The following is a 22,118-nucleotide window of genomic DNA, read 5'->3' as shown; positions in this document are numbered from 1 at the left end:
ACAATATTTGTTGAGAATCATCTTATTGCCTCTCTCTTTTTGTATCGTTGCTATAGTTAATTAACATAGCCTATTTTCGCCAAGGCGGAAGAATGAATAACGCACCCACCCATTTTCGTGCAGCGGCGCCTGGGGAGAGCCAGGATGACCTGCAGGCGCTCAGCCAGGCTTTTTCATTGCCGAAATTAAGCTATGTCGATATTTCCCGGCAGGAGCGGTTAACGCAAATGATGACGCGCTGGCCACTGTTGGCCGAATTGGCGCAGACCACGGGGAGCCATTGATCTATGCCGGTGATCGCGCTGCAAGGGTTGCGGGGTGGAATGGGGACGACGTCGGTCACGGCGGCGCTCGCCTGGGCGTTGCAGCAGCTGGGTGAGTCGGTGTTGGCGATCGATTTCACGCCGGATAATCTGCTGCGCCTGCATTTCAACACGCCGTTCGAGCTGGCGCGCGGCTGGGCTCGCGCGGAGCGGGATGGCGGCGGCTGGCAGGAAGGCGCGCTGCGTTATTGTGAAAACCTCGACTTTCTGCCCTTTGGCCGCCTGAATGCGGCGGAACGGCTGGAAGTGCAGCGTCAGTGTCGGGAGCAGCCGGAACGCTGGCGCGACAACCTGCGCCAACTGATCGCCGGCGATCCGCAGCGCTGGATCCTGCTGGATGTTCCGGTCGGGGATGGCGTGCTGGCGCAGCAGGCGCTGCAGCTTGCCGACTGCGTGTTCATGCTGTTGAACCCCGACGCCAACTGCCAGGTGCGGCTCCATCAGCAGACACTGCCGAACGACTGCCGTTTCCTGGTCAATCACTACTCCTCCGCCAGCCAGCTGCAGCAGGATCTGCATCAGCTGTGGCTGCAAACGCTGAGTGGCCTGTTGCCGGTGGTGATCCACCGCGACGAAGCGTTGGCGGAAGCGCTGGCGGTCAAACAGCCGTTGGGCGAGTACCGCCCCGAGAGCCTGGCGGCGGATGAAGTGCTGACGCTGGCCAACTGGTGCCTGATCAATCTCAAACGGGGCGTTGCGCCATGAGCCGGGTGCTGAGCCTGCTGCTGGTGCCGCCGGTGCGTCAGGCGGTGCAGACGCGCTACCGCGGCTATCGCCGCAATGGCGCATCGGCGCTGACCGCCTTTTTCGCCACGCTGCTGGTGGCGTTGGGCTGGCTGTTGCTGCGCTTCGAGTCGCCGGCCTGGCAGCGCGTGCGTACCGGCCGCGCTTACTGGTTCCCGCATCTGTCCGCCGAACGCCCGCGCCCGGCGGATGCGCTGCGTTATCTGCTGCAGGGGCTGTGGCTGCTGCTGTTTCGCAGCGGCCGCGCGCCGGTGCAGCGCGACTATTTCGCCGGTTGGCGCCGCCTGCAGCAGCGCTATGCCGACTGGCTGCAGGGCCTGCCGCAGCGGCTGAAGAACGCCGGCGTGGAACAGCGCTCGGTGGAGCGCCTCGGCCGCATGAACCGCGGCATGCGGCGCGCGCTGTTTATTCTGGTCAGCGTGCTGGCGGCGATCCTCGCCATGCTGTGCATCTCGCAACCGTTCGATCTGCCGGCGCAGTTCGTGTTCGTCCTGCTGCTGTGGGGGATCGCGATGGTGGTGCGCCGGGTGCCGGGGCGTTTGCCCGCGCTGATGCTGATCGTGCTGTCGCTGACCGTCTCCTGTCGCTACCTGTGGTGGCGCTATACCGCCACGCTGAACTGGGACGACCCGCTAAGCCTGGTGTGCGGCCTGTTGCTGCTGGTGGCGGAAACCTACGCCTGGGTGGTGCTGGTGCTGGGCTATTTCCAGACCATCTGGCCGCTTAACCGCCAGCCGGTGCCGCTGCCCGCCGATAGCGCCACCTGGCCGACCATCGATCTGATGGTGCCGACTTACAACGAAGATCTCGGGGTGGTGAAGCCCACCATCTACGCGGCGCTGGGCATCGACTGGCCGAAAGAGAAGGTGAATATCTATATCCTCGATGACGGCAACCGCCCCGAATTCCGGGCGTTCGCCGCCGAAGTGGGGGTGAAATACATCGCCAGGCCGACCCACGAACACGCCAAGGCCGGCAACATCAACAACGCGCTGAAGCAGGCCACCGGCGAGTTCGTGGCGATTTTCGACTGCGACCACGTGCCGACGCGATCCTTCCTGCAGCTGACCATGGGCTGGTTCTTCAAAGACAAAAAGCTGGCGATGCTGCAGACCCCGCACCACTTCTTCTCGCCGGATCCGTTCGAGCGCAACCTCGGCCGCTTCCGTCAGACGCCCAACGAAGGCACCTTGTTCTACGGGCTGGTGCAGGACGGCAACGACATGTGGGATGCGACCTTCTTCTGCGGCTCTTGCGCCATCCTGCGCCGCAGCGCGCTGGACGAAATCGGCGGCATCGCGGTGGAAACCGTCACCGAAGACGCCCACACCTCGCTGCGCTTGCACCGGCGCGGGCACACCTCGGCCTATATCCGCATTCCGCAGGCCGCCGGGCTGGCGACCGAGAGCCTGTCGGCGCACATCGGCCAGCGCATTCGCTGGGCGCGCGGCATGGTGCAGATCTTCCGGCTGGACAACCCGCTGCTGGGCAAGGGGCTGAAACTGGCGCAGCGCCTGTGCTACGCCAACGCCATGCTGCACTTCCTGTCGGGCATTCCGCGGCTGATCTTCCTCACCGCGCCGCTGGCATTTTTGCTGCTGCATGCTTACATCATCTTCGCGCCGGCGCTGGCGATCGCGCTTTACGTGCTGCCGCACATGATCCACGCCAGCCTGACCAACTCGCGTATCCAGGGGAAATACCGCCATTCGTTCTGGAGCGAAATCTATGAAACGGTGCTGGCCTGGTATATCGCGCGGCCGACGACGGTGGCGCTGTTCAATCCGCACAAGGGCAAATTCAACGTCACCGCCAAGGGCGGGCTGGTGGAGGAGGAGCACGTCGACTGGGTGATCACCCGGCCTTACATGTTCCTGGTGATCCTGAACCTGGCCGGGCTGGCGTTCGGCGTTTGGCGGTTGGCCTATGGCCCGACGGACGAGGTGATGACGGTGATCATCAGCCTGGTGTGGGTGCTGTACAACATGACGATTCTCGGCGGTGCGGTGGCGGTGGCGGTGGAGGCCAAGCAGGTGCGTCAGGCGCACCGCGTGGAAATCGCCATGCCGGCGGCGATCGCGCGCGCCGACGGCCATCTGTATCCCTGCACGCTGCGCGATTACTCCGACGGCGGCGTGGGCATTGAGATGCGGGTGGAAAACGCGTTGAAAGACGGCGACAGGCTCTCGCTGCTGCTCAAGCGCGGCCAGCAGGAGTACAGCTTCCCCTGCGTGGTGACGCGCGCCTTCGGCAACAAGGTGGGGGTGCGCCTGGTCGACCTCTCCACCCGCGAACACATCGATTTCATTCAGTGCACCTTCGCCCGCGCCGATACCTGGGCGCTGTGGCAGGACGGGTTCCCCGAAGACCGGCCGATCGAAAGCCTGCGCGACGTGCTGGCGCTGGGCTTCCGGGGGTATGTGCGCATGGCGGACTACGCGCCACCGCTGGTGCGCGGTCTGCTGGTCGGGGTCACCTCGCTGACCGCCTGGGTCGTGTCGTTTATTCCGCGCGGCATCGGCAGGGATCCGACCTTGGGTCAACAAGAAACAGTGGGTTAGCTGCGAGTTCAACCGCCCGCTCACTCGCCCGGTGAACAGGCTCCAACATTGATGATGATACGATGACGAGAAAAATAACCTGGTTAACTGCTCTGGCCTTAGGCATCAGCACCCTGTCGCAGGCCGAAACCGCCACCGCGCCGACCGTGGCGGCTCAGCCGCCGATCGCCGCGGCGGCCGATACGGCGATCGCGCCACCGCCGGCCGCCGCGCCGCAGGATCCGAATGCGCCGGTGCGCGACGTGTCGCTGCCGTTTGCGCAGATAGCGCCGCCGCCGGGCACCTTTGTTCTGCGCGGCACCCGGCCGGACGGGCAGATCGAATTCGGCGTGCGCAGCGACGAGGTGGTCTCGCAGGCGATGCTCGATATGGAGTTTACGCCGTCGCCGGCGCTGATCCCGGTGGAGTCGCACGTCAAGGTCTACCTGAACGACGAGCTGATGGGCGTGACCACGATCGCCAAGGAGCAGCTGGGCAAGCCCAATCGCATCCAGATGGCGATCGATCCGCGCTATATCACCGATTTTAACCGCGTTCGGTTGGTGTTCGTCGGCCATTATCAAAATATCTGCGAAAACCCGGCCAGCACCTCGCTGTGGCTCGACGTCAGCAAGTCCAGCGCGCTGAAGCTGCGTTTCCAGACGCTGCCGGTGAAAAACGAGCTGTCGCACTTCCCTGAGCCGTTCTTCGACAGCCGCGATAATCGGCCGCTGACGCTGCCGATGGTGTTCGCCGGCCAGCCGGATCTCGCTCAGCAGCGTGCGGCGGGCATTCTGGCGTCCTGGTTCGGCAGCAAGGCGCAGTGGCGCGGGCAATCCTTCCCGACGCTGTACAATGCGCTGCCGACGCAGCACGCGGTGGTGTTCGCCACCAACTCGCAGCGCCCGGATTTCCTGCGCGATTATCCGGCGGTCAACGGCCCGACGGTGGAGATGATCAGCCACCCGGACAATCCGTACGTCAAACTGCTGTTGATTCAGGGGCGTGACGACAACGATTTGATCACCGCGGTGAAGGGCATCGCGCAGGGCAACATCCTGTTCCGCGGCCAGAACGTAACGGTGGACAAGGTGGAACAGCTGGCGCCGCGCCAGCCGTACGACGCGCCGAACTGGGTGCGCACCGATCGGCCGATGACCTTCGCCGAGCTGCAGCAGTACGCCGAGCAGCTGCAAACCAGCGGCATCGAGCCCGGCCCGATTTCGCTGACCATGAACCTGCCGCCGGACCTGTTCCTGATCCGCAGCACCGGCATCGACATGCACCTGAAATACCGTTACACCGCGCCGCGCATTCAGGACGGTTCGCGGCTGAGCGTCAGCCTGAACAACCAGTTCGTGCAGGCTTACTCGCTGGTGCCGGAGCACGAGCAGGGCGCGCAGCTGCTGCGCCTGCCGTTGACGCAGGGGCTGCTCGATTCCGACAAGAACGTCAATATCCCGGCGCTGCGGCTGGGGGCCACCAACCAGCTGCGCTTTGACTTCGATTACACCACGCTGCTGGCCAGCGGCGCGGAAGGGCGCTGTGAAACCTACTCCTTCACGCAAAACCACGCGGTGATCGACGGCGCGTCCACCATCGATTTCTCCGGCTACCGCCACTTTATGGCGATGCCGGATCTGCGCGCCTTCGCCAACGCCGGCTTCCCGTTCAGCCGCCTGGCGGATCTGTCGCAAACGCTGGTGTTGGTGAATCAGAAACCGCAGCCGGCGCAGGTCAGCGCGCTGCTGAACGCGCTGGGCGTGATCGGCGCGCAAACCGGCTACCCGGCGCTGGCCTTCACGCTGAGCGATGACTGGTCGCAGGCCAAGGATCGCGACGACGATATCCTGATGGTCGGCACCATTCCGCCGGAGCTGCGCGACGACAAGAAAATCAGCCTGCTGGTGGACGCGACCCAAAGCTGGGTGAAACAGCCGACGCGGCAGCCGCCGCTGCCCAGCGCGGAAGCGCTGGCGGAGGACACCCGGCCGGACAGCAAGACTGCCGTCAGCTCCGAGGGCGCAATGTCGGCGATCATTGGCGTGCAGTCGCCGTTCAACGACCAGCGCAGCATCGTGGCGCTGTTGGCGGACAGCCCGCGCGGCTATGAGCTGCTGAACAATGCCCTGCTGGACAGCGGCAAGCGCGCCGCGGTATTCGGCTCGGTGGCGGTGATCCGCGAATCGGGGGTCAACAGCCTGCGCGTCGGCGATATTTACTATGTCGGCCACCTGCCGTGGTGGGAGCGGCTGTGGTATGCCCTCTCCACCCATCCGGTGCTGCTGGCGGTGATCGCGGTGGTGCTGGTGGTGATCCTGGGGCTGATGCTGTGGCGTGGCCTGAAGGCCTTCAGCCGGCGTCGTCTGGCGCCGGAAGATCGGGATTGACGGCGGTGAACGCCATGCTGCAACGCCTGTCGCTCGGCATGCTGCTGCTGTGCGCCTTCAGCGCCGCGGCGGCCTGCGAGTGGCCGGGCTGGCAACAGTACAAGCAGTTCTACATCAGCCCGCAGGGGCGGGTGATCGATCCGAGCAGCCCGAACAAAATCACCACCTCCGAGGGGCAGAGCTACGGCCTGTTCTTCGCCCTGGTGGCCAACGACCGGCCGACCTTCGATCTGCTGCTGGCCTGGACGGAGAACAATCTGGCGGCGGGCGATCTCAGCGCCCGTTTGCCCGCCTGGCTGTGGGGCGAGAGCGACGACAAACAGTGGAAGGTGCTGGACGCCAACTCGGCGTCGGACGCCGATCTGTGGATCGCCTACAACCTGCTCGAAGCCGGCCGCTTGTGGAAAAGCCGGCGCTATCAAACCCTGGGGACGCTGCTGCTGCAACGCATCGGCCGCGAGGAGGTGGCCGACATTCCCGGCCTGGGCCTGATGCTGCTGCCGGGCAAAGTCGGGTTCGTGACGGACGATCGCTGGCGGCTGAATCCCAGCTACCTGCCGCCGCAGCTGTTGGCGCGTTTTGCGGCGCTGAACGGCCCGTGGCGCGCGATGCGTCAGGTCAATCAACGGCTGTGGCTGGACACCGCGCCGCACGGTTTCTCGCCGGACTGGGTGGTGTGGCGGGTCGGCGCCGGCTGGCAGCCGGATCCCGTCAAGCCGAACGTCGGCAGCTACGACGCCATTCGGGTTTATCTGTGGGCCGGCATGCTGGCGGACGACGATGAATACAAGGCGGCGCTGCTCGAACGTTTTCAGCCGATGGCGCAGCTCACCGCCAAACAGGGCGTGCCGCCGGAGAAAACCGATACCGCCAGCGGCAAAACCACCGGCGGCGGCCCGGTCGGCTTTTCCGCCTCGATGCTGCCGATGTTGGCGACGCAGGCTGAGGCGCTGGCGACACAGCGGCAACGCATCAGCGAACATCCGCCGGGGGACGACGCCTATTTCAGCGCCTCGCTGACGCTGTTCGGTCAGGGGTGGGATCAACAACGTTATCGCTTTAATCGTCAGGGTGAATTGCAACCCTCGTGGGACGGCCAATGCACAACTTCAAAATAAACTGGCTGAATTTGATTCCGCTGAGCCTGGCGATGCTGCCGCAGGCGCGCGCTGCGGAAGCCGTGGCCCCGGAGCAGTGGCTGCTGGAACAGGTGCGCATTGGCGAGGCCGGCAACAAGGACGATCTGGTGCGCCAGTCGCTGTACCGGCTAGAGCTGATGGATCCGAACAACCCGGACGTGATCGCCGCGCGCATGCGTTTGGCGCTGCGGCAGGGCAATATGGCGCTGGCGCAGCAGCAGTTGGACAAGCTGAAAACCCTCGCGCCGCAGTCCAGCGCCTATCGCCAGGCGCAAATGAACATGCTGCTGACCCAGCCGGAAACCCGGCAGAAGCTGCAGCAGGCGCGCCTGATGGCGACCGCCGGCCGGTTGCCGGAGGCCAAGGCGCAGTACGATGCGCTGTTCCACGGCGAGCCGCCGACGCTCGATCTGGCGGTGGAATATTGGCGGCTGGTGGCGCGTTTGCCGGGGCAGGAGGCGAAGGCGTTGAAGCAGCTGCAGGCGCTGGATCAGCAATATTCCGGCAACGTGGCGCTGCGCATGTCGCTGACGCGCATGCTGTTCAGTCAGAACCAGGACGCGCAGGCCTATGAGCTGCTGCAGAAGATCGCCGCCGATCCGGCCGGGCGCGGCGATGCCGCCGATCTGTGGTTGGACAAGGTCAAAGCGATGCCGGTTAGCGCGCAAAGCGTGGCGGCGCTCAACCGTTTCCTCGGCGTGTTCGATACCGGCGATCAGGCGACCAGCGCCCGCGAAGAGCTGGCCAGACAGCAGAAACTGTTGGCCGATCCGGCGTATCAGGCGCGGGTGCGCGGCCTGGCGCAGGTGGATAAAGGCGGCAGCCGGGCGGCCATTCCGGCGTTGCAAAAGGCGCTGGCGGCGACGCCGAACGACGCCGAGGTGCTGGGCGCGCTCGGCCAGGCCTATTCGCGCGCCGGCAACCGCCCGCAGGCGTTGAAGCTGTTCCGCCAGGCGCTTGCCGCCGACACGAACGGCTACGACAGCGGCAAGTGGCAAAGCCTGATCAAGAGCACCAGTTACTGGCTGGCGATAGACGAAGGCGACAAGGCGCTGAAGGCCGGCAATCTTGCGCTGGCCAGGCAGAAATACCAGCAGGCGCGCCAGCTCGACGACCGTGACGGCGATGCGTTTATCGGCCTGGGCGATGTGGCGGTGGCGAGCAAGGATGACGCCGCGGCGGAAGGGTTTTATCAGCAGGCGCTGCGGCGCGATCCCGGTAACGGCAGCGCGCTGCGCGGCCTGGTGAATCTCTATCAACGCCAGTCGCCGGAAAAAGCGCTGGCCTACCTCAACGGCCTGCCGCGCAGCCAACAGGCCAAGCTGCGCAGCACCCTCGACGGGCTGCGGCTCGATATGTTGAAGCAACAGGCGGAGACGCTGGCGGCGCAGCAGCAGTGGCAGCAGGCGGCGGAAATCTATCGCCGCGCCCAGCCGATGGATCCCGACGACGTTTGGCTAACCTATCGCTATGCGCAGGCGCTGCGTCAGGCCGGGCAGCCGCAACAGGCGGACGCCTTATTCCGGCAGCTGGCGCAGCGTCAGCGCGCCAATCCGCAGTTGGCCTATGCCTATGCGCTCTACCTTTCCGGCAGCGATCGCGACGACCAGGCGCTGGCGCAGCTCAATACGCTGCCTGCGGCGCAGTGGAACGACAACATGCGCGAACTGGCGCAGCGGCTAAAAATGCAGGCGGTGATTGCACATGCCGAAGGGCTGCGGGCGGCCGGCGACGAACCGGCGGCGGAAGCCTATCTGCGCCGGCAGCCGGCGGACACCCGCATCGATTTGCTGCTGGCCGACTGGGCGCTGGCGCGCGGGGAGTATGCGGCGGCGCTGGGCGACTATCAGCGGGTGAAACGGCGCGAACCGAACAACCCGGATGCGCAGCTGGGCGAGATCGAAGCCTATGTGGCGCAGGGGGATCTGGACGCGGCGCGCCAGCGGCTGCAAACCGAACCGCAGCCGCAAGACGCTTCGCTCAACAGCCAACGGCGGGTCGCCAACGCCTGGGGCGCGGTCGGCGATCCGCAGCATGCCGAAGCTATCTTCGGCCGGCTGAAAACGGCGGCGGCCGCGGAGCCCGTGGGGCAGACCAAGGCGCTGATCTACCGCGACGCCGCCCGTCTGGAACGGGCGCAGCGGCAGCCGGAGCGGGCGCAGCAGGATTACCGCCAGGCGATGGTGGCCGGCGGCATCACGCCGACGCTGCCGCAGGACAATGACACCTACACCTCTCTGACGCGCAATAACCCGGGCGACGACTGGTTGAAACGCGGCATCCGTTCCGAGGCCGCGGATCTGTACCGGCAGCAAGACGTGAACGTCACGCTCGATCACGATTACTGGCGCTCGAGCGGCACCGGCGGTATTTCCGACTTCAATGCGCATGACACCATGCTGCAGGTGGACATGCCGCTGTATGACGGGCGCGCCTTCTTGCGTACCGACACCGTGCAGTTGGACGCCGGCCGCTTCTCGACCGACGGCAGCGGCCACTATTACGAGACCTTCGGCACTTGCAACACGCAAGGGTGCCGCGGCGATGAACATCAGAAATCCACCGGCACCAGCGTGGCGGCCGGCTGGAAAAACGACCGCTGGGCCGCCGATATCGGCACGACGCCGATGGGCTTCGAGGTGGTCGACTGGACCGGCGGCCTGGCCTACAGCGGCGACTGGAACCACATCGGCTGGACGCTGGCGGCCTCGCGGCGGCCGATCTCCAGCTCGCTGCTGGCGTTCGGCGGCGCCAAGGATCCGAACACCGGCACCACCTGGGGCGGCGTGCGCGCTACCGGCGTCAGCCTGAGCGCCAGCTACGATCGCGGCGAGGCGAACGGCGTGTGGGCCGATCTCAGCGCGCACCAGATTACCGGCAAGAACGTGGCGGATAACCAGCGGCAGCGGTTGATGGCTGGCTACTACTACAAGCTGATCAACGAAGACAATCGCCGTCTGAGCGTCGGGCTCAATACCATGCTGTGGCACTACCAGAAGGATTTGAGCGGCTATTCGCTGGGGCAGGGCGGCTATTACAGCCCGCAGCAATATCTGTCGCTGTCGCTGCCGGTCAACTATCGCCAGCGCACCGAGAACTGGTCGTGGGAGCTGGGCGGTTCGGTTTCGCTGTCCCATTCGAAAACCGACAGCCAGCGCCGCTATCCGCTGCAGGGGCTGATCCCGGATTCGCTGCCCGATAAGTTCGCCGTCGAGGACGGCAGCTCCTCAAGCGGCGTCGGTTATACCCTGCGGGCGATCGTCGAACGCCGTCTCAGTTCGCACTGGACGCTCGGCGCCGGTATCGACATTCAACAGGCGAAGGACTATACGCCGAGCCACGCGTTGATTTATCTGCGCTATTCCCTGGCCGGCTGGCAGGGGGATCTCGATTTGCCGCCGCAGCCGCTGACGCCTTACGCCGACTTCAAGTAGCCGGGAGGGGAAAGATTCGGAGTGTCGGACACCGGGGAGTTTTGTTACCCTGTGTCCGGGTCGCGTTTGTTCGCTTTAGGAAAAGACTGAAACCCGCGATTTTCTTGGTTTTGCCTGCGGCATAGCCAGATAAAAACAGCCGATGATCGAGTATAATCAGCCCGGTTCGAGGGGGCGGGTGAGAGTCAGCCCCCTTTTTTGTTTCAGCCCGATTTCACGGAGAGCAGGTTTGCGGGTCAGGCGTTCGTTAACGATTAAGCAGATGGCGACGGTGTCCGGCGTGGCGCTGGTCACGATCTGCATCTTTATCGTGATCCAGTTATTCCACTTTGTGCAGCAGCGCAGGGATGACTACGCCCAGCAACTGGAGAATATCGCTCAATCCGTGCGCCAGCCGCTGGCGGAAGCGGTGCTGCGCATGGACGTGCCGGAAGCCAAAAAGGTGCTGAACACGCTGTTGCCGGTCGGCATTCTCAGCCGGGCGGATATCGTCTTGCCGAACGAGTTTCAGGCGCTGCACGCCAATTTCCCGCCGGAGCGGCCGGTGCCGACGCTGATCGCCCGGCTGTTTGAGCTGCCGATCCAAATTTCCGTGCCGCTCTATTCGCTGGAGCGGGTGCCGGCCAACCAGCAGCCGCTGGCCTATCTGGTGCTGCAGGCCGATTCGTTCCGCATGTACCAGTTTATCCGCAGCATTTTGTCGACCATGCTGTCGACCTACCTGCTGTTGGCGCTGATCCTGTCGGTGGCCATCACCTGGTGCATGAATCGGTTGATGGTGCATCCGCTGCGCGCGATGGCCAAAGAGCTGGAAAACATCTCGCAGGACGAAGCGCCCTACCACCAGCTGATGCTGCCGACGCTGCACCAGGACGACGAGCTCGGCCTGCTGGTGCGCAACTACAACCGTAATCAACAGACGCTGGCCAAGGCGCATGCCGACATGAGCCGCCTGAGCACCCGCCATCCGGTGACCGAACTGCCGAATCCGGCATTGCTGAACGCGTTGCTGGAACAGCATATCGCCTCCAGCCTGCGCCCCGAGCGTTTTAACCTGCTGGTGATCGGCATCGAGACGCTGCATGAAGCCTCGGGCGTGATGAGCCCGGCGATGCGTGAAGCGCTGCTGTTGGCGCTGGCGAAGAAGCTGCGCGGCTGTATCGACGAAAACGGCGTGCTGGCGCAGCTGAGCAATACCGAATTCGCCATCCTGGCCAAGGGGACCGAGCGGCCGTTCCACGCCATGCAGCTGGCGCGACGCATCATGGCGGAGATCAACGCGCCCTTGACCCTGGAAGGTCTGGCGCTGCGGCCCAACGCCAGCATCGGCATCGCGCACTACCTCAATCAGGGGGAAAGTGCGGAACAGCTGCTGCGCAGCGCCACCTCGGCGATGATGTCCGCCCACCGTGAAGGAAAAAATCAGATCCTGTTTTTCGAGCCCAGCCTGACGGAACGCACGCAGAAGCGGCTGACGCAGGAGAGCGAGATTTTGCACGGCATCGAGCAGCGGCATTTTACGCTGTTCCTGCAGCCGCAGATCGACATGCAGTCCAACGAGGTGATCGGCGCCGAAGCGCTGCTGCGTTGGCAGCAGTATGACGGCAGCTATACCCTGCCGGCCGACGTTATTCCGCTCGCGGAAGAGCTGGGCGTGATCGTGCCTCTCGGCAACTGGGTGCTGGAAGAGTCCTGCCGCATCCTGGCGGACTGGCAGCAACGCGGCATTGCGCTGCCGCTGGCGGTCAACGTTTCCGGTATACAGATGCAGCATGAGGCGTTCGTCCCGCATCTGAAAAACCTGCTGGCGCAGTATCGGATAGACCCGCGCAAGCTGCTGCTGGAGATCACCGAGACGGTGCGCATCGACGATCTCGACCGCGCGCTGGCGCTGCTGCGCGAGCTGCACGATCTGGGATTGTCGATCGCGCTGGACGACTTCGGCATGGGCTACTCCAGTCTGGAATACCTGAACCGCTTGAAATCCCTGCCGATCGATTTGATTAAAATCGACCGCAGCTTCATTCAGGGGCTGCCGGCCGACGATGCGATGGTGCGCATCGTCAGTGCGATCTCCGAAGTGCTGGCGTTGCCGGTGATGGCCGAAGGCGTGGAAAACGCCGAGCAGCGCGACTGCCTGCTGCAGCACGGCATTCGCAGCGGGCAAGGATTCCTGTTCGCCCGGCCGCTGCCGCGCGTAGCGTTCGAAGCCGAGTTTTGCCGCGCGGCGCCGTAAGCGCCGCGTTTACCTTTCCGGTACTTTTCCCCGTCCGAAAATCGCTATTTCTCCTCTACCTCTTTTGCGTTAGTGCAAACAAAGCATTACGCAATTTTCAGCTTTGCACCCCGACTGACGCGTTTCAGCTCTTAAATTCACATCAACTCCCAGGGGCGGGTGCAACAAATTATTTCCATGTTGTTAAGTGGGTGTTATTTTCCGCGCAAGCAATGAACAGGCTGGATTTTTAGACTGCTGCCTGGTGCGTGTCTTCCCCCCATAGGATGTTCATATGAAAACAACGATCTTTAAGAGCCTCTATTTTCAGGTGCTGACGGCGATCACGCTGGGTATCCTGCTTGGCCATTTCTACCCTGACCTCGGCGCCGAGATGAAACCTCTGGGCGATGGCTTCGTCAAACTGATCAAGATGATTATCGCCCCGGTGATCTTCTGCACCGTGGTGACTGGCATCGCCGGCATGGAAAGCATGAAGGCGGTGGGGCGCACCGGCGCTATCGCGCTGCTGTATTTTGAAATCGTCAGCACCATCGCGCTGATTATCGGCCTGGTGATCGTCAACCTGGTGCAACCGGGCGCCGGCATGAATGTCGATCCCGGCACGCTGGACGCCAAGGCGGTGGCAGTCTACGCCGAGCAGGCGCAGCAGCAGGGCATCATCCCGTTCCTGCTGGACATCATCCCCGGCAGCGTGATCGGCGCATTCGCCAGCGGCAACATTCTGCAGGTGCTGCTGTTCGCGGTGCTGTTCGGCTTCGCCCTGCATCGCTTGGGTGAAAAGGGGCAGCTGATCTTCAACGTGATCGACAGCTTCTCGCGGGTGATTTTCGGCATCATCAACATGATCATGCGCCTGGCGCCGCTGGGGGCCTTCGGCGCCATGGCGTTTACCATCGGTAAATACGGCGTTGGCACCCTGGTGCAACTCGGCCAGCTGATCGTGTGCTTCTATATCACCTGTATCCTGTTCGTGGTGGTGGTGCTGGGCAGCATCGCCCGCGCCAACGGCTTCAGCATTTTCAAATTCGTCAACTACATCAAAGAAGAGCTGCTGATCGTGCTGGGGACCTCGTCGTCCGAGTCCGCGCTGCCGCGCATGCTGGATAAAATGGAGAGGCTGGGCTGCAAGAAATCGGTGGTGGGCCTGGTGATCCCGACCGGGTACTCCTTCAATCTGGACGGCACCTCTATTTACCTGACCATGGCCGCGGTGTTTATCGCGCAGGCGACCAACACCCACATGGACATCATGCATCAGATTACCCTGCTGGTGGTGTTGCTGCTCTCCTCCAAAGGGGCGGCGGGCGTGACCGGCAGCGGCTTTATCGTGTTGGCCGCCACCATCTCCGCCGTCGGCCACCTGCCGTTGGCCGGCCTGGCGCTGATCCTCGGCATCGACCGCTTCATGTCGGAAGCCCGCGCGCTGACCAACCTGGTGGGCAACGGGGTGGCGACCGTGGTCGTGGCGAAGTGGTGCGGCCAACTGGATGAGAAACAGCTGAAAGCCACGCTGAACAACAAAAACGCCGGCGCGGACAAAACGCTGCCTTCCGCCTGATATTGACGGCGAATCACCGGCCGCAGCCGCGGCCGGTGAGGTTTTCCCCCTGCCTCGTAACGATTTCTTGCATTAAAAACCCCGCTATCTATTATTTTTCACTCTAATGAGTGACATCCGCAAAGGCGCGCGGTCTAACACGATGGTACACTTTCTGCTTTCCGCCCCACTGTGAAACTCAGGGCGTATTTTTATGATTCCATTGAATGGAATACACGCATTTGCATAAGAAATTGGATAGTCATTAAGTAGGGGTTCACATGCAGGGCACCAGAATTCATCTTATAGTTGGTGGGCTGCTATTGGCTGCAGCCAGTAGCAGCGTGCAGGCTGAAGCACTACAACCCGATCCTGCCTGGCAGCAGGGGGCGCTGGCCAACGGGTTTTCATGGCAAATTCTCGATACGCCGCAGCGGCCAAGCGACCGCGTGGAACTGCGGCTGATCGTCAATACCGGCTCTCTGGTGGAGTCTTCGCAACAGACCGGCTTCGCCCAGCTGTTGCCGCGGCTGGCGTTGACGCGCAGTGAAAGCTTTACCGCGCCGCAGCTGCGCGCCCTGTGGCAGCAGAGCGTGGATAACGAGCGGCCGCTGCCGCCGGCTATCATCTCGTATGATTTCACCATGTATAATCTCAGCCTGCCGAATAACCGGCCTGACCTGCTGAAAGAAGCGCTGGCCTGGCTGGCGGACACCACCGGCAAACTGGCGATCGACGAGCATACGGTGCACGCGGTGATGAACTCCACCATCAATCCGGTCGGCACGTTCCCGCCCAATACCCAAGACGTCTGGTGGCGTTACCGCCTGAAAGGCTCGACGCTGCTGGCGCACGATCCGGCGCAGCCGGCGAAACGGCCGGTCAACCTCGAACAGCTGAAGAAATTCTATCAACAGTGGTATACCCCGGATGCCATGACGCTGTTCGTTGTCGGCAAGGTCGACAGCCGCAGCCTGGGCGAGCAGATCAACAAGGCGTTCTCGCCGCTGCAGGGCAAACGTGAAACCCCGGCCCCGATGCCGACTCTGACGCCGCTGCCGCAACAGCCGGTGAGCCTGATCAGCGAGCAGGTGAAACAGGATACGCTGTCGATCATGTGGGATTCGCCGTGGCATCCGATTCGCGATTCGCAGAGCCTGCTCCGTTACTGGCGTGGCGATCTCGCCCGCGAGGCGCTGTTCTGGCATCTCCAGCAGACGCTGGAAAAAAGCGACCAGAAGAGCCTGCATCTGGGCTTTGACTGCCGCGTGCAGTACCAGCGCGGGCAGTGCGCCATCCATCTGGATACGCCGAACAACAACCTGAACGGCAGCCTGGGCTTTATCGCCCGCGAGCTGGCCAACGTGCGTGACAACGGCCTGTCGAAAGAAGAATTCGATGCGCTGCTGGCGCAGAAAAACGATCAGCTGAGCAAGCTGTTCGCGACCTACGCCCGCACCGACACCGATGTGCTGATGAGCCAGCGCCTGCGTTCGCAACAGAGCGGGGTGGTGGATATCGCGCCGGAACTGTATCAGAAGCTGCGTCAGGAGTTCCTGTCCAGCCTGACGCTGGAGACGCTGAATCAGGCGCTGAAGCTGCAGCTTTCTCAGGAGGCGACGCTGGTGCTGATGCAGCCGAAGGGCGAGCCGGAAATGAGCATGAAGCAGCTGCAGGAAACCTATGACGGCATCATGATGCCTGCGCCGGCAGTGGTGACGGAGGAAGCCAAACCGGCCGACGCCGCGGTGGCTGCACCGGCGACGGACGCCGGCGCGCAGTAATGCCCAACAGGGGGCTCAGGCCCCCTCAGTTGCGGTACAGCACCTTGATGATGTGGTAACCGAACTGGGTTTTGACCGGGCCATAAGGTTTGAGCAGCGGAATGCTGAACACCGCTTTATCGAACGCCGGCACCATCGCGCCCTTGTTGAATTCGCCCAGCGAGCCGCCGTTGCGTTTTGACGGGCAGCTCGAGTATTTGCGCGCCAGCGTGTCGAAGCTGACGCCGCGCTTCAGCTTGGCCAGCAGCTCGTTGGCCAGCTTTTCATTGTCTACCAGAATGTGCAGGGCGCACGCCGTTTTTGCCATGGTATTGCCTTTGTCGATGCGAAAATTGCGCTGATTATACCCGCTAAATCTCATCGGCGCTTTCTGCTACAATTCCCTTCCACGTTTTACAGCCGAGCAAGCCAGCACCATGCGATTAAACCCCAGCCAACAACAAGCCGTCGAATTCGTTACCGGGCCCTGCCTGGTGTTGGCCGGTGCCGGTTCCGGCAAGACGCGCGTTATCACCAACAAGATAGCCCACCTGATCCACCATTGCGGCTACCAGGCGCGGCACATCGCCGCCGTGACCTTTACCAACAAGGCCGCGCGCGAGATGAAAGAGCGCGTATCGCAAACCCTGGGGCGCAAAGAAGCGCGCGGGCTGATGATTTCCACTTTCCATACCCTGGGGCTGGAGATCATCAAGCGGGAATACGTGGCGTTGGGGATGAAGTCCAACTTCTCGCTGTTCGACGATCAGGATCAGCTGGCGCTGTTGAAAGAGCTGACCGAAAAGTGGCTGGAAAGTGACAAAACGCTGGTGGCGCAGCTGATTTCGACCATTTCCAACTGGAAAAACGACCTGATCGATCCCCAGCGGGCGGCGGCGCTGGCGCGCTCGGAGCGCGACAAGCTGTTTGCCCACTGCTACGGCCTGTACCACGCCCATATGCGGGCGTGCAACGTGCTGGACTTCGACGACCTGATCCTGTTGCCGACGCTGTTGCTGCAACGCAACGAAGAGGTGCGCGAACGCTGGCAGCAGCGCATCCGCTACCTGCTGGTGGATGAGTATCAGGATACCAACACCAGCCAGTACGAGCTGGTTAAGCTGCTGGTGGGCAACCGCGCGCGCTTTACCGTGGTGGGTGACGACGACCAGTCGATCTACTCCTGGCGCGGCGCGCGGCCGCAGAACCTGGTGCTGCTGAAGGAAGATTTCCCGGCGCTGCAGGTGATCAAGCTGGAGCAAAACTACCGTTCCAGCGAGCGCATTCTGAAGGCGGCTAACATTCTGATCGCCAATAACCCGCACGTGTTTGAAAAGCGGCTGTTTTCCGAGCTGGGGTATGGCGAAGAGCTGAAGGTGGTGACCGCCAACAACGAGGATCACGAAGCCGAGCGGGTGGTGGGGGAGTTGATCGCCCACCACTTCGTGAAAAAGACCAACTACGGCGACTATGCGATCCTGTACCGCGGCAACCACCAGTCGCGGGTGTTTGAAAAGATGCTGATGCAGAACCGCATCCCGTACAAGATTTCCGGCGGCACCTCATTCTTCTCGCGCCCAGAGATCAAGGATCTGCTGGCCTACCTGCGCGTGCTGACCAACCCGGAGGACGACAGCGCCTTCCTGCGCATCGTCAATACCCCCAAGCGCGAGATCGGCCCGGCGACGCTGCAGAAGCTCGGCGAGTGGGCCAACCAGCGCAACAAGAGTTTATTCCACGCCAGTTTCGATCTGGGGCTGAGCCAGCACTTGACCGGACGCGGGCTGGAATCGTTGCAGCGTTTCACCCACTGGCTGGGCGGCATCGCCCAGCAGGCGGAGCGTGAGCCGGTGGCGGCGGTGCGCGATCTGATCCGCGGCGTGGATTATGAGAGCTGGCTGTTTGAAACCTCGACCAGCCCGAAGGCCGCCGAAATGCGAATGAAGAACGTCAATACGCTGTTCGGCTGGATGACGGAGATGCTGGAAGGCAGCGATCTGGACGAGCCGATGACGCTGACCCAGGTGGTGACGCGCTTCACCCTGCGCGACATGATGGAACGCGGTGAAAGTGAAGAAGAGCTGGATCAGGTACAGCTGATGACGCTGCACGCCTCCAAGGGGCTGGAGTTCCCTTATGTGTTCCTGGTGGGCATGGAAGAGGGCCTGCTGCCGCACCAGAGCAGCATCGATGAAGACAATGTCGATGAAGAGCGGCGTCTGGCCTATGTGGGGATCACCCGCGCGCAAAAAGAGCTGATTTTCACCCTGTGCCGCGAGCGCCGTCAGTACGGCGAGCTGGTGCGGCCGGAGCCGAGCCGCTTCCTGCTGGAGCTGCCGCAGGACGATTTGGCATGGGAAACCGAGCGCAAAGTGGTGAGCCCGCAGGAGCGGATGCAGAAAGGGCAGAGCCATCTGGCCAATATCCGCGCCCAGCTGGCCAAGGCCAAAGGCGGGAATTAAAAAGACAGGGCTAGATGACTGACAAAGGAGGAAAAAGCGTGGTTTTTCCTCCTTTGTGATTATCAGCCGAAAATCAATGAATTGATTTTCCTTATTTTTTATATGCTGTCTTCTGTAAACCTGGCAATGTCATCAGGTTTGCCATTAACCTCAGGCGTGAATCGCGCCCTGGTCATTTCAACGCTGTTCTTCCAATCGCAGCGTCCAGTGGACGTAGCTCTGCCAGTGGCTTTCCTGCTCCAGCGCCTCGGCGCGCAGCGGATGCTGTTCCAGCCAACCCGGCGGCAAGATCACCGTCAGTTCATCGTCCTGATTGGCGCGCAACCGCACCGCCGGCAGCGTGTCATCGCGGCGGCGGCTGGCGAAGATGATCGCCAGGCGCAAAATGCGGCACAGACGCTGCGCAGTGCGCGGCGGCAGGGCGTTTTGCTGGTTCAACAGCGACAGGTCGAGGGGGTTGCTCTGGTTTTGCAGCAGGGTGGCCAGCAGTTTTTTCTGCGCCGGGGTAAAGCCGGGTAAGTCCAGGTGGCGGATCAGGTAGGCGGCGTGTTGCGGCGCCTGCTTGAAATCGACGCTGAGGCCGAGTTCGTGGATCAGACTGGCGCTGTGCAACAGCTCGCGACATCGCGCATCCAACTGCCACTCGTTGGCGACCTGCTGCGAGAAGTTGGCGGCGAGTTGGCTGACGCGTTCGGCCTGCTCGGTGTCGATCAGGTAGCGGCGCTGCAGGTTGCGGATGGTGCGGATGCGAATATCCTGCTCCACCGGCAGATGCAGCATGCCGTAAACCAGGCCTTCACGCAGCGCCCCGCCGGCAAGCATCATGCTCTCGATGCCCAGTTCCTGGAAGATGGCCAACAGAATGGACAGGCCGCTCGGGAACACCAGCGCGCGCTCCAGCGTCAACCCTTCGATCTCCAGCTCTTCCAGCTTGCCGCACTGAATGGCGCGCTGTTTCAGCTGGCGCAGCTTGGGCAGGGTGATGCGCTCATCCATGCCTTGCGCCACCATGATCTCCTGCAGCGCCTGTACGGTGCCGGAAGCGCCGACGCAGATCTGCCAACCTTGCTGGCGCAGCTGCGGTGCGATCGGCCGCACCATTTCGCGCGCGGCCTGTTCGGCGCGCTCGAAGTTTTCTTGCCCGAGGTTGCGATCGCTGAAGTAGCGCTCCAGCCAGGTGACGCAGCCCATCGACAGGCTATACAGCTGCGATGCCTGTGCGCCGGTGCCGGTGACCAGTTCGGTGCTGCCGCCGCCGATGTCGACGACCAGCCGCCGATCCGGCCCGCCGGTGGTGTGCGCGACGCCATGATAAATCAGCCGTGCTTCTTCTTCGCCGCTGATCACCTGTACCGGGCAGCCGAGGATTTGCTCGGCTGCCTGCAGGAACTCATCGGCGTTGGACGCCAGGCGCAGCGTGGCGGTGGCGACGACGCGGATCTGCTCGCGCGGAATGTCCTGCAGGCGTTCGGAGAACAGCCGCAGGCACTGCCAGCCGCGTTGCATGGCCTCATGCGACAGGTGATTGTTCTGATCCAGCCCGGCCGCCAGGCGCACCTTGCGCTTGATCCGCGCCAGGGTCTGAATGCTGCCGGCCACCTCGCGCACCACCAACATGTGGAAGCTGTTGGAGCCGAGATCGATGGCAGCATAAAGCGTGCTGGAACTGAGCATGGCGATCAGCTCGAGCGTTTACGGTTGTTGCGCGGCGCGCCGCCGCGACGTGGCGCGGAGTTGCGACGTGGGCCGTTGCCGCCGCGCGGGCGCGACAGGCGTTTCGGCGCCGGCAGATCGGTCAGCAGCGCATCGCTGTTGTACTTACTTACCGGAATGCTGTGGTCGATATAGGTCTCGATCGCCGGCAGGTTGAGCGCGTACTCTTCACACGCCAGGCTGATGGAGTGGCCGCTGGCGCCTGCGCGGCCGGTACGGCCGATGCGGTGCACGTAGTCTTCGCAATCGTCAGGCAGATCGTAGTTGAAGACGTGGGTGACGGCAGGAATGTGCAGACCGCGCGCGGCGACGTCGGTGGCGACCAGGATGTCGAGGTTGCCTTTAGTGAAGTCGTCAAGAATGCGCAGGCGTTTTTTCTGCGCCACGTCACCGGTCAGCAGGCCCACGCGGTGACCGTCGGCGGCCAGATGGCCCCAGATGTCTTCGCAGCGGTGCTTGGTGTTGGCGAAGATGATGGCGCGATCCGGCCACTCTTCTTCGATCAGCGTCTGCAGCAGACGCATTTTTTCTTCGTTGGACGGGTAGAACAGCTCTTCTTTAATGCGGTGGCCGGTTTTCTGTTCCGGTTCCACTTCAACATATTCGGCGTTGTTCATCTGCTCGAAGGCCAGCTCGCGTACGCGATAGGACAGGGTGGCGGAGAACAGCATGTTCAGGCGTTGATCGGCCGCAGGCATGCGGCGGAACAGCCAACGGATGTCTTTGATAAAGCCGAGATCGTACATGCGATCGGCTTCATCCAGCACGACAACCTGCATCGCGCCGAGATCGACATAGTTCTGCTTGGTGTAATCGATTAAACGGCCGGTGGTGCCAATCAGAATGTCCACGCCGCTTTCCAGCACTTTCAGCTGTTTGTCGTAGCCGTCGCCGCCGTAGGCCAGGCCCAGTTTCAGGCCGGTGCTCTGGGAGAGCGCTTCTGCGTCGGAGTGGATTTGCACCGCCAGTTCACGCGTAGGCGCCATGATCAAGGCGCGCGGCTGATTGGTCTGGCGATCCTGTTTCGCCGGGTGAGTCAGCAAATAGTGAAAAGTAGACGCCAAAAACGCCAGCGTCTTTCCGGTACCGGTTTGCGCCTGACCTGCAACGTCACGCCCGGAGAGCGTGAGCGGCAATGCTAACGCCTGGATGGGCGTGCAATTGTGAAACCCTTTTTTCTCAAGGGCTTCAAGGACTAACGGGTGCAGGGCGAAGTCGGAAAACTTCTGTTCAGTCAAGTGTGTTTTGCTCATAGTGTGGTAGAATATCAGCTAACTATTGCTTTACGAAAGCACATCCGTTGAAATAAACGCGGTGCAATAAAATCACCTTGAGTTGGTTAATGCTACACCAACAAGGTAGACATAATCCTGTGGAGTAGAACATGAGCGATAAAATTATTCACCTGACTGACAGCAGCTTCGACGCTGACGTGCTGAAAGCGGAAGGGCCGATCCTGGTCGATTTCTGGGCTGAATGGTGTGGGCCGTGCAAGATGATTGCTCCGATTCTGGATGAGATTGCCGAAGAGTTCGAAGGCAAACTGACCATCACCAAGCTGAATATCGATCAGAACCCGGCTACCGCGCCCAAGTACGGTATCCGTGGCATCCCTACGCTGTTGCTGTTCAAGAACGGTGAAGTGGCCGCGACCAAGGTTGGCGCGTTGTCCAAAGGTCAGCTCAAAGATTTCCTGAACGCGAATCTGTAATCGGGCGGGAAGCCCAGTATCAGGCGCCTGGCGGTGATGTTCAATTCACCGCTAGACGCCTGCCAAGAAGCGTGTTAAGTTTAACCACACTGCATATAGAACTTGCCCGAAGTTTTAAATCTA

The 22,118-nt window shown here is 62.4% G+C and carries 14 protein-coding genes; 11 read left to right on the top strand and 3 right to left on the bottom strand.

Going from position 1 to position 22,118, the window contains the following annotated elements; all coding sequences use genetic code 11:
- Positions 1-92: 92 nt before the first annotated feature.
- The 9 genes from bcsR (at position 93) to ABTW55_RS09785 (ending at position 16,130) form a co-directional block, all read left to right on the top strand.
- Complete coding sequence (gene bcsR, locus ABTW55_RS09825) at positions 93-284, top strand: cellulose biosynthesis protein BcsR (protein ID WP_033649881.1); 192 nt, start codon at positions 93-95, stop codon at positions 282-284.
- A gap of 3 nt (positions 285-287) precedes the next feature.
- On the top strand, positions 288-1,028 hold the full coding sequence (bcsQ, locus tag ABTW55_RS09820; protein WP_033653997.1) for a cellulose biosynthesis protein BcsQ: 741 nt from the start codon (positions 288-290) through the stop codon (positions 1,026-1,028).
- On the top strand, positions 1,025-3,628 hold the full coding sequence (gene bcsA / locus ABTW55_RS09815) for a UDP-forming cellulose synthase catalytic subunit (RefSeq protein ID WP_060423441.1): 2,604 nt from the start codon (positions 1,025-1,027) through the stop codon (positions 3,626-3,628). The genes bcsQ and bcsA overlap by 4 nt, the downstream gene beginning before the upstream one ends.
- A 62-nt stretch (positions 3,629-3,690) precedes the next feature.
- The gene (bcsB, locus tag ABTW55_RS09810) at positions 3,691-5,997 is read left to right on the top strand and encodes a cellulose biosynthesis cyclic di-GMP-binding regulatory protein BcsB (RefSeq protein WP_033649878.1); all 2,307 of its coding nucleotides are present in this window, start codon (positions 3,691-3,693) and stop codon (positions 5,995-5,997) included.
- Positions 5,998-6,002: 5 nt separating this feature from the next.
- A complete protein-coding gene (gene bcsZ / locus ABTW55_RS09805; RefSeq protein WP_039568333.1) occupies positions 6,003-7,115 on the top strand; it encodes a cellulose synthase complex periplasmic endoglucanase BcsZ in 1,113 nt (370 codons plus the stop codon).
- Positions 7,097-10,570, top strand: coding sequence for a cellulose synthase complex outer membrane protein BcsC (gene bcsC, locus ABTW55_RS09800; RefSeq protein ID WP_060423438.1), 3,474 nt, complete (start codon positions 7,097-7,099; stop codon positions 10,568-10,570). The genes bcsZ and bcsC overlap by 19 nt, the downstream gene beginning before the upstream one ends.
- A 229-nt stretch (positions 10,571-10,799) precedes the next feature.
- The gene (hmsP, locus tag ABTW55_RS09795; RefSeq protein ID WP_049301567.1) at positions 10,800-12,806 is read left to right on the top strand and encodes a biofilm formation regulator HmsP; all 2,007 of its coding nucleotides are present in this window, start codon (positions 10,800-10,802) and stop codon (positions 12,804-12,806) included.
- A 274-nt stretch (positions 12,807-13,080) separates the two neighbouring features.
- On the top strand, positions 13,081-14,367 hold the full coding sequence (locus ABTW55_RS09790) for a dicarboxylate/amino acid:cation symporter (RefSeq protein ID WP_033636623.1): 1,287 nt from the start codon (positions 13,081-13,083) through the stop codon (positions 14,365-14,367).
- A 260-nt stretch (positions 14,368-14,627) separates the two neighbouring features.
- The gene (locus tag ABTW55_RS09785; RefSeq protein WP_033636624.1) at positions 14,628-16,130 is read left to right on the top strand and encodes a pitrilysin family protein; all 1,503 of its coding nucleotides are present in this window, start codon (positions 14,628-14,630) and stop codon (positions 16,128-16,130) included.
- Positions 16,131-16,155: 25 nt separating this feature from the next.
- Here the strand turns inward: ABTW55_RS09785 and ppiC are convergent, their stop codons facing one another.
- A complete protein-coding gene (gene ppiC, locus ABTW55_RS09780; RefSeq protein ID WP_004934175.1) occupies positions 16,156-16,437 on the bottom strand; it encodes a peptidylprolyl isomerase PpiC in 282 nt (93 codons plus the stop codon).
- A gap of 109 nt (positions 16,438-16,546) precedes the next feature.
- On the opposite strand from ppiC, the gene rep reads away from it, so the two are divergent.
- Positions 16,547-18,571 (top strand): DNA helicase Rep, encoded by a 2,025-nt coding sequence (gene rep / locus ABTW55_RS09775; RefSeq protein WP_033654001.1) that lies wholly within the window; start codon positions 16,547-16,549, stop codon positions 18,569-18,571.
- Between the two features lie 177 nt (positions 18,572-18,748).
- On the opposite strand, the gene ppx is transcribed toward rep, so the two are convergent.
- Together ppx and rhlB are read right to left on the bottom strand one after the other, a co-directional pair.
- Positions 18,749-20,245, bottom strand: coding sequence for an exopolyphosphatase (gene ppx, locus ABTW55_RS09770; protein ID WP_033636627.1), 1,497 nt, complete (start codon positions 20,243-20,245; stop codon positions 18,749-18,751).
- Between the two features lie 5 nt (positions 20,246-20,250).
- Positions 20,251-21,537: an ATP-dependent RNA helicase RhlB gene (gene rhlB, locus ABTW55_RS09765; protein ID WP_004934183.1), complete on the bottom strand. Its 1,287-nt coding sequence runs from the start codon at positions 21,535-21,537 to the stop codon at positions 20,251-20,253.
- 131 nt (positions 21,538-21,668) lie between these two features.
- Here rhlB and trxA point away from each other — a divergent pair, with 131 nt between their 5' ends.
- Positions 21,669-21,995, top strand: a complete 327-nt coding sequence (gene trxA, locus ABTW55_RS09760) for a thioredoxin TrxA (RefSeq protein WP_033636629.1) — start codon at positions 21,669-21,671, stop codon at positions 21,993-21,995.
- Positions 21,996-22,118: the final 123 nt, after the last annotated feature.

The sequence above is a fragment of the Serratia sp. SM04 genome (assembly GCF_040280225.1).
In the GTDB taxonomy this organism is placed as follows: domain Bacteria; phylum Pseudomonadota; class Gammaproteobacteria; order Enterobacterales; family Enterobacteriaceae; genus Serratia; species Serratia sarumanii.
This window is presented reverse-complemented; position numbering and strand designations above follow the sequence as displayed.

Bases quoted from the DNA above. Each gene is read 5' to 3' on its own strand.
- rep (WP_033654001.1), top strand. From the start codon at position 16,547: ATGCGATTAAACCCCAGCCAACAACAAGCCGTCGAATTCGTTACCGGG.
- bcsR (WP_033649881.1), top strand. From the start codon at position 93: ATGAATAACGCACCCACCCATTTTCGTGCAGCGGCGCCTGGGGAGAGC.
- trxA (WP_033636629.1), top strand. From the start codon at position 21,669: ATGAGCGATAAAATTATTCACCTGACTGACAGCAGCTTCGACGCTGAC.
- bcsC (WP_060423438.1), top strand. From the start codon at position 7,097: ATGCACAACTTCAAAATAAACTGGCTGAATTTGATTCCGCTGAGCCTG.
- rhlB (WP_004934183.1), bottom strand. From the start codon at position 21,537: ATGAGCAAAACACACTTGACTGAACAGAAGTTTTCCGACTTCGCCCTG.
- ABTW55_RS09790 (WP_033636623.1), top strand. From the start codon at position 13,081: ATGAAAACAACGATCTTTAAGAGCCTCTATTTTCAGGTGCTGACGGCG.
- ABTW55_RS09785 (WP_033636624.1), top strand. From the start codon at position 14,628: ATGCAGGGCACCAGAATTCATCTTATAGTTGGTGGGCTGCTATTGGCT.
- ppiC (WP_004934175.1), bottom strand. From the start codon at position 16,437: ATGGCAAAAACGGCGTGCGCCCTGCACATTCTGGTAGACAATGAAAAG.
- ppx (WP_033636627.1), bottom strand. From the start codon at position 20,245: ATGCTCAGTTCCAGCACGCTTTATGCTGCCATCGATCTCGGCTCCAAC.
- bcsQ (WP_033653997.1), top strand. From the start codon at position 288: ATGCCGGTGATCGCGCTGCAAGGGTTGCGGGGTGGAATGGGGACGACG.
- bcsB (WP_033649878.1), top strand. From the start codon at position 3,691: ATGACGAGAAAAATAACCTGGTTAACTGCTCTGGCCTTAGGCATCAGC.
- bcsA (WP_060423441.1), top strand. From the start codon at position 1,025: ATGAGCCGGGTGCTGAGCCTGCTGCTGGTGCCGCCGGTGCGTCAGGCG.